The 6,945-nt window shown below is 31.3% G+C and carries 6 protein-coding genes; 5 read left to right on the top strand and 1 reads right to left on the bottom strand.

Going from position 1 to position 6,945, the window contains the following annotated elements; genetic code table 11:
* Positions 1–334 precede the first annotated feature (334 nt).
* Positions 335–1,039: an aquaporin Z gene (gene aqpZ, locus GJV77_RS14300; RefSeq protein WP_155037009.1), complete on the top strand. Its 705-nt coding sequence runs from the start codon at positions 335–337 to the stop codon at positions 1,037–1,039.
* Between the two features lie 776 nt (positions 1,040–1,815).
* Here aqpZ and GJV77_RS14295 read toward each other — a convergent pair.
* Positions 1,816–3,255 (bottom strand): sodium:solute symporter family protein, encoded by a 1,440-nt coding sequence (locus tag GJV77_RS14295; RefSeq protein WP_155037008.1) that lies wholly within the window; start codon positions 3,253–3,255, stop codon positions 1,816–1,818.
* A gap of 949 nt (positions 3,256–4,204) precedes the next feature.
* Between GJV77_RS14295 and GJV77_RS14290 the strand changes: the two genes are divergently transcribed.
* The 4 genes from GJV77_RS14290 to GJV77_RS14275 all read left to right on the top strand — a co-directional run.
* On the top strand, positions 4,205–5,413 hold the full coding sequence (locus GJV77_RS14290; protein WP_205012533.1) for an AAA family ATPase: 1,209 nt from the start codon (positions 4,205–4,207) through the stop codon (positions 5,411–5,413).
* Positions 5,406–5,675: a hypothetical protein gene (locus GJV77_RS14285; protein ID WP_155037007.1), complete on the top strand. Its 270-nt coding sequence runs from the start codon at positions 5,406–5,408 to the stop codon at positions 5,673–5,675. The genes GJV77_RS14290 and GJV77_RS14285 overlap by 8 nt, the downstream gene beginning before the upstream one ends.
* 30 nt (positions 5,676–5,705) lie before the next feature.
* Positions 5,706–6,128, top strand: a complete 423-nt coding sequence (locus GJV77_RS14280; protein WP_162521641.1) for a hypothetical protein — start codon at positions 5,706–5,708, stop codon at positions 6,126–6,128.
* A 415-nt stretch (positions 6,129–6,543) separates the two neighbouring features.
* The coding region (locus tag GJV77_RS14275) for a Crp/Fnr family transcriptional regulator (protein ID WP_162521640.1) at positions 6,544–6,945 on the top strand (402 nt) is incomplete at its 3' end.

Raw genomic sequence — 6,945 nt, 5'->3', positions numbered from 1 at the left:
CTTTATTGAGAAAAGCGTCCTTTTTAGATTCTTCTAAATAGGGCGTTTTTTAATATCTGAATATTCCACCCTATTAAACATATAGACCAAAAGAAATTCTCTGGTGCTATAAAAACGCTACAAACTGGTATGGTTTGAACTGAATCTTTACAAAACAAACCCAGGTACTCATCATCAATAGGTTATTTCGTGATAGATAGTAAAACTTTTTAAATGTGAACTTGTGTGATAAAAATAGGTTTTTATTGATATTTTGTTAATACAATACGATTATATTTTATCATAATGTAATTTTTTTGATTATTTGTTGTTTTAAAAGAAAAATCACTAAATTATGAAAAATTATTTTGCCGAGTACTTTGGAACCTTTTGGTTAGTTTTAGGAGGGTGTGGTAGTGCACTGTTTGCCGCTGGCATACCCGGAGTTGGTATCGGGTTTTTAGGTGTAGCACTTGCCTTTGGTCTTACTGTTTTAACCGGGGCTTATGCCTTGGGCCCCATATCAGGAGGACATTTTAATCCTGCTGTATCTATTGGAATGTTTGTCTCTGGTAGACTGAGTTATAAAGAACTTCTGCCTTATATATGTTCTCAGCTATTGGGAGCTATTACAGCTGCAGGAGTGTTGTATGTGGTGTTTTTAGGAGGAGAGACTACAGTTATTGATAATAATCTTCCAGGAGCTTTTGCTGATAATGGTTATGGAGATTTATCACCTACTGGGTTTGATGTTATATCAGCCTTTGTGATAGAACTGGTTTTAACTGCTTTTTTTATTATCGTTATACTAGGGGCAACTGATAAAAAAGCAAACAGTAAATTCGCAGGAATAGCTATTGGTCTTTGTTTAACTCTTATACACCTAATCTCAATTCCTATTACAAACACCTCTGTTAATCCAGCTCGTTCTATCTCCCAAGCAATTTTCGTTGGAGGAGATTATATCTTTCAACTATGGTTGTTTATTTCTGCACCTATTTTGGGCGCTGTAATAACAGGAGTTGTTTGGAAGTATTTATTAGAGGATAGCAAATCCTAAATTAGAAAGACGTCAATAGGGCGTCTTGTTTTTTGTGTATAAGTTCCATTTTTTTGAGGTAAAAAGTACTTATTCAGATTATAATTACTATTAAAATGGGATCTCAAAAGTAATAAAGCTTGAGAATTTTACCCTGTAATAATAGTGTTTTTTTTAGTTTAACAACTGACTGTTAACCTCTCAAGAGCGTAGATATACGCAAAGGTTATAATAAAAATAAATAAAGAAAAAAAACGACAATTTAAAATTTTGTTAAATTTAAGATTTTAGATATTGTTTTTCTATCAATTAGTGAGATATATATATTAAAAACCTAATAATATGTTAGATATAGTAGTGTTTGATTAATTTTGTTAAAGTATGACTTGTGTATGCCTTTTATTTTTTAAAATTTATTAAATTACAAGTAGAAACCACAAAGGATTAATGCTTGTTTTAATAGTGTATTAATCAAGACTTAAGATAATAAGGTGATGCCTTATATCTATTTTAGGAAAATGAATTTATTATATAGAATTATAATAATAAAAAGTGTGCTTTTGGAGTGCAAACAATAAAACAATTTTTTTTTTCGACCATCCTACTGTAGGATATAAAAAATAACAGAAATTAGCCAAGAAAAAGTCCTTCAATTTGAAGGGCTTTTTTTAATTAAAATAATCCGTAAATAAAGGTTTAACTCCCAGATAAAAATGATGGCTCAAAGGTTAATCCTAAGAGCCACCTGTTTTTACAATTTCGTAGGTAGAATTGTAAATGCAATTATTTTTATTGATTTAGTTTGTTTTATTTAGTAATTTCTCACAGCATAACGCAGTTAGAGTAAAGGATAAAAGAGCTGCTGTTAATCCAAATACATTAGCATCTAGTCCATAAGGTAGCTTAGTTTTAGCAATAATAAGTCCTATGGAAACACCTCCTCCTATAAGCATTGATACTAACGCAGCTAAAGGATAAGGCTTTTTTAAAACTAAGGCTGCAACAACAGGAACCAATAACCCAGAGACCATAAAAGCATAAGCATAAAGCATTAATGAAAGTACATTTTGCATGGTTGAGGCCAATAAAATAGCTAGTATTCCCAGCAGTAGAGTGGAGAGTTTAGAAAGGCGAATAATGCTTTTTTGCGTTTTCTTTTTACTTTTAGGGATCAAGTCACCCACTATATTTCCTGAGGCTGCCATCAAACAGCTATCGGCAGTTGATAAAACAGCCGATAAATAAGCCGCCATAACCACTCCGGTTAATCCAATAGGAAGGATGTTTTTAATAAGTAATGGTAAACCTAATTCAACATCATTTAAAGTACCCCCAGGTACTGCAACTAAGTTTTGCTCTATAGCGACTTTAGCCATCATACCTAAAATAACGCCTGTAAAGGCCATTAGTGGCCATTCTAGCACTCCTGCAAAGTACCAAGCCTTCTTAGCTGTCTTCACGTCCTTACAGGCGAAAATTCGCTGGTATAAAGTCATGCCGACAAACCAGATCGGAATGATCGTAACGCTCCAATTGACAATTTGCTGCCAAGAGATATTTTTAAGCGATAGCATATCTTCACTTAGATAAGGAAGAATGCCTTGCATACCTCCTAATTTGTAGTAACTCATCGGAATAGCCACAAGCATTAACCCTCCTAATAGGATAATCCACTGTACGGTGTCTGTGTAGATTACCGCTTTCATGCCTCCTAGCATGGTATAAAATACGGCAATTGCCCCCATAATCCACAACATGGTTTGTGAGTCGATAGCAGGAAAAGCAGCTGTAGATAGTTTAGCACCAGCTAGAAACTGTGAGCTTGTAAAGCCTGTGTAGCCAATAATACAAATCACCGCGGCTACTAAGGCTACTTTTTTATCGTATAAATAACCAAAGACTTGAGGAAGTGTTAGAAAGTGACGACCTCTTTTTTGTTGCCAGTCAAAGACACGTGGAATTAAAAACACAGCACTGAGCCATGCACCGATAAGCCCTGTGAATAATAACCAAGAGCCTGAAAGCCCCATGGTAAAACCAACTCCTCCAAGCCCGATGGAAAAGCCACCACCTACATCAGTGGCTACAACCGATAGGCCCACGTGAGAGGCTGATAGCTTCCCACTGCCGGTATAATAGTCTCGCTCGTCTGTGTGTTTGTTGGCAAAGTAAAATCCAACGGCTAACATGGCTAAAAAGTAAATAATAAATATAAGTATGTCAATCCAGTGTGGCATAATGTTTTGTTTGTATGTGTTATAAATTGTTGTAGATACTAGTTTTTTTGTTTTTTCTTTTGTAGAATCTAAAGCATTAGAGGTAATTTACAGCTTGTGTGTAAGTTGAATGTTTTTATTTTCAAAAAGTAAAAGCAATACGTTACTCGCTCTCTATATAATAGAAAGGAGTGACTATTTTTTAATTAGGAAAATCAAACAGACAAGCCTTTGTCATAAATGGTTTAACCACAGATAGTCTGTCTAAAGTGTACAAATGGCAGTTGTCTAGATAGAAGTCTTAGGTTTACCTTGTTTGTCTTGGGCTAAAAGTAGCTAAACAAAGTGATACTGCATGTTCGCTTTTGCATTGTCAATTGCACTGTGAATTAGCATAGTAGCTTTTAGGGAGTTTTGAAATAATAGAGATAATACTTGTTTTGTTAAACGGTAAGTATGACTAATCATAATAAAAATTTAGGCAACCGCAATTCTACTCACGATTTGGTTGTTTGATTTTTTTCTGAAATTGGCGTAAAGGTTTTTGATAACACTATTACGCAAATGAAGCTACTGTTGAAATTGTAGCGATACAGATACAATTGTTAAAAATTGTGCTTTCAATAGTTTTATTTGATGTAAATATACTAAAAATAGGCTAATTGTCTTAAATATATAGATTTTAATATATTTGTTTAGTGAATTATATATGTATAAATGTTTTAAAATATAATGTAATTAGGACTAGGGGTGGACTATAGGTTTGTATTTTCTTTCTAAGTTGTGTGATTGTTGTGTTTTGTTTAAAAAAAATTGTTGTCGTTTCTCTATGTGGGAATTCAGCGTGCTATTTTATGGATGACTATAAGTATAATCTAGGAGTCTATCGATACTTAGTAAATATTTCAAAAGAAACAACATTTTTAAGTGAACCCTTAATTGTTGTTTTGCAAAAAAATAGCTATAATAATTGATTTTAAAAGAAATTTTAATTTGCCGTATTTTTTTTACGGCAGTATGGTTTGGTTTTGTATATTTGTATAAACTAATATATACATTTAAGATGTTAACAAGCTTTACTGTAAGAAATTTTAAAAGTTTTAATGAGAAATTTGTGTTTGATTTAAGCGACACAAATGGTTATAGTTTTAATAAAGATAGTGTGATTAATGGAGTTGTTGAAAATGCAATAGTATATGGTCGTAATGGAGTAGGGAAATCAAATTTAGGGTTAGCGGTATTTGATATAATTGAGCATTTAACGGATTTTGAGCATGGTGATTCGGAATATTTACATTATTTAAATGCTTTAAATAATGAAGCGTTTGCAACATTTAAATATGATTTTGTTATTTCTACTTGTAGAGTTAGCTATGTATATAAGAAAAATGAAAAACGAACATTAATTTATGAAAAACTAACAATCGATGGCAACTTAATTGCTGAAATCGATAGAAAGAAAAGTAATGAAGCAACTATAAATTTAAAAGGGGCAGAAAGTTTAAATAAAGATATTAAAAATTTAAATTTATCTTTATTAAAGTATATTAAAAACAACTCTGTCTTAGATGATACTGATAGTATTAATAATGTTTTCCTTTGCTTCTTGAAATTTATTGATGGCATGTTGTTTTTCCGTTCATTAGATGGTAATTCATATTTAGGGATTGAAACGGGCTCTAAAAACATACAAGAAGATATTATTGAAAGAGGAAATGTAAAGGATTTCGAAACATTTCTAAATAAAGCAGGGATTGAATGTAAATTGAGAGTTGTAAAAGAATCTGAGAAAAACATTATAGCATTTGATTTTGAAGGAAAATCAATTTCTTTTTTTAAAATCGCATCTCAAGGCACAAGAGCTTTGACACTTTTCTATTTTTGGATGCAAAGATTGAAGGAAGAGTCAAAAGTTTCTTTTCTCTTTATAGATGAATTTGATGCATTCTATCACCATGAACTATCAAGGTTAATAGTTGAGGAATTGAAAAAGCTTAATATTCAATTTGTTTTAACTACACATAATACTTCTATTATGACTAATGATTTATTAAGACCTGACTGTTACTTTGTTATGAATAAAGATAGTGTTAAATCTTTATCAAAAAGCACTGAAAAAGAGTTGAGAGAAGCTCATAATCTAGAAAAAATGTATAAAGCTGGTTCATTCGATGTCTAATATATTATTTGTTTTTGAAGGTGAGAAAACAGAAGACCAAATTGTAACAAGTTTTACGAGACATGTTTTCAAAGATAAGACCGTAATTACTTGTGCATTTTGTGCAGAAATCTATCAACTTCATAAAGTATTAACTGATGATGAAGATTTAGATACATTTTCATTATTAAAAAAAATTCCTCAGAATAAAGAGATATTGCAAGATTTTAACCGTGATGATTTTGCCGAAATATATCTCTTTTTTGATTATGATGGACATTAAACACTAGCTTCTGATGATGTGTTGTTGGAAATGCTTGAGATTTTTGATGAAGAAACAAACTTAGGAAAGCTTTATATTAGTTATCCTATGGTTGAAAGTATAAAACATTTTTCAAAGACATTAGATTTTAAAAATTTAAAAGTCGAGGCAAAAGAAAATATAAAGTATAAGAAGATGGTTTCAGAAGAATCTGATAGTATATATCAACAGTATTCAAAATATACGTTTGAAATCTGGAAGTTATTATTGATTACCCATCTGAGTAAAATGAATTATATAGTAACGGATAATTTTACTCTACCTAAAAAATCTTTTTCACAAAGAGTAATATTTCTTAATCAGAAAGAAAAATATATTGACAAGGACTCTAATGTTTCAGTTTTAAGTGGTTTTCCTGTATTTATGTTTGACTATTTTGGTTTTACAAAAGTCAGTAACATCATAGGCTGCTAAAAAAAATACATCTAACGTACTTTTAACCAGAGATAATGTCTGCTTTTCGAATGAAGTGCACAAAAGTTTGATTAAAGTCTTTGCTTTTTGCGCTTGCTAAGTTATGTTTTTTTTAAGGATCTTAACCAGGCTGAGTTACCCTTGTGTATATTCCGATGAAAGTGATACCGTATTAGATGCTTGCCGGAAAGTAGACTGTGCAATATTGGATGGAATATCAATTTTAATGAAAATAACTTGTTTTTTTAGTACGTATTGCATATAACACTTATTGTTTGGCGTATTTTAATCTAATTTTAGAGAATATCTATATTTGGATATTCCGGTTTGATTTGTGCCAGTGATTTCGGAGTATTTGTCTTTTATGGTAATATTTAGTATTTTTAGTGTAATTAAATTAATTGTTTGTTGTGTTATGCTTGATACAGATATTCTAATTAAAAATGGTGGTTTTTCTAAAGAGTTTGAAAAAAACCAAATTATTTTCTCGCAAGGAGATTCTCCTAAATACTTTTATCAAATTATAACAGGAAGGGTAAAAATGAATAATTACAATCAAGAAGGACGTGAGTTTATTCAAGGTGTATTCTCCTGTGGGGAAAGCTTTGGAGAACCACCACTTTTTATTGATCATAATTATCCTGCGAATGCTATTGCCATTGACCCCACTACAATATTAATGATTGATAAGCTGGATTTGTTTGAGATTTTAAAGAGCAATCCAAGCTTGTGTTTCGATGTCTTTAAAACTTTATCCAACAAGCTCTTATATAAAAGTACCATGGCTCCTGTTATATCGTGTAATGATTCTCAAAGA

It is taken from the genome of Myroides pelagicus, from assembly GCF_009711055.1.
GTDB classification, from domain to species: domain Bacteria; phylum Bacteroidota; class Bacteroidia; order Flavobacteriales; family Flavobacteriaceae; genus Flavobacterium; species Flavobacterium pelagicum.
This window is presented reverse-complemented; position numbering and strand designations above follow the sequence as displayed.

Coding starts and splice junctions, on each gene's coding strand:
- GJV77_RS14285 (WP_155037007.1), top strand. CDS start 5,406: ATGTCTAATATATTATTTGTTTTTGAAGGTGAGAAAACAGAAGACCAA.
- aqpZ (WP_155037009.1), top strand. CDS start 335: ATGAAAAATTATTTTGCCGAGTACTTTGGAACCTTTTGGTTAGTTTTA.
- GJV77_RS14295 (WP_155037008.1), bottom strand. CDS start 3,255: ATGCCACACTGGATTGACATACTTATATTTATTATTTACTTTTTAGCC.
- GJV77_RS14280 (WP_162521641.1), top strand. CDS start 5,706: ATGCTTGAGATTTTTGATGAAGAAACAAACTTAGGAAAGCTTTATATT.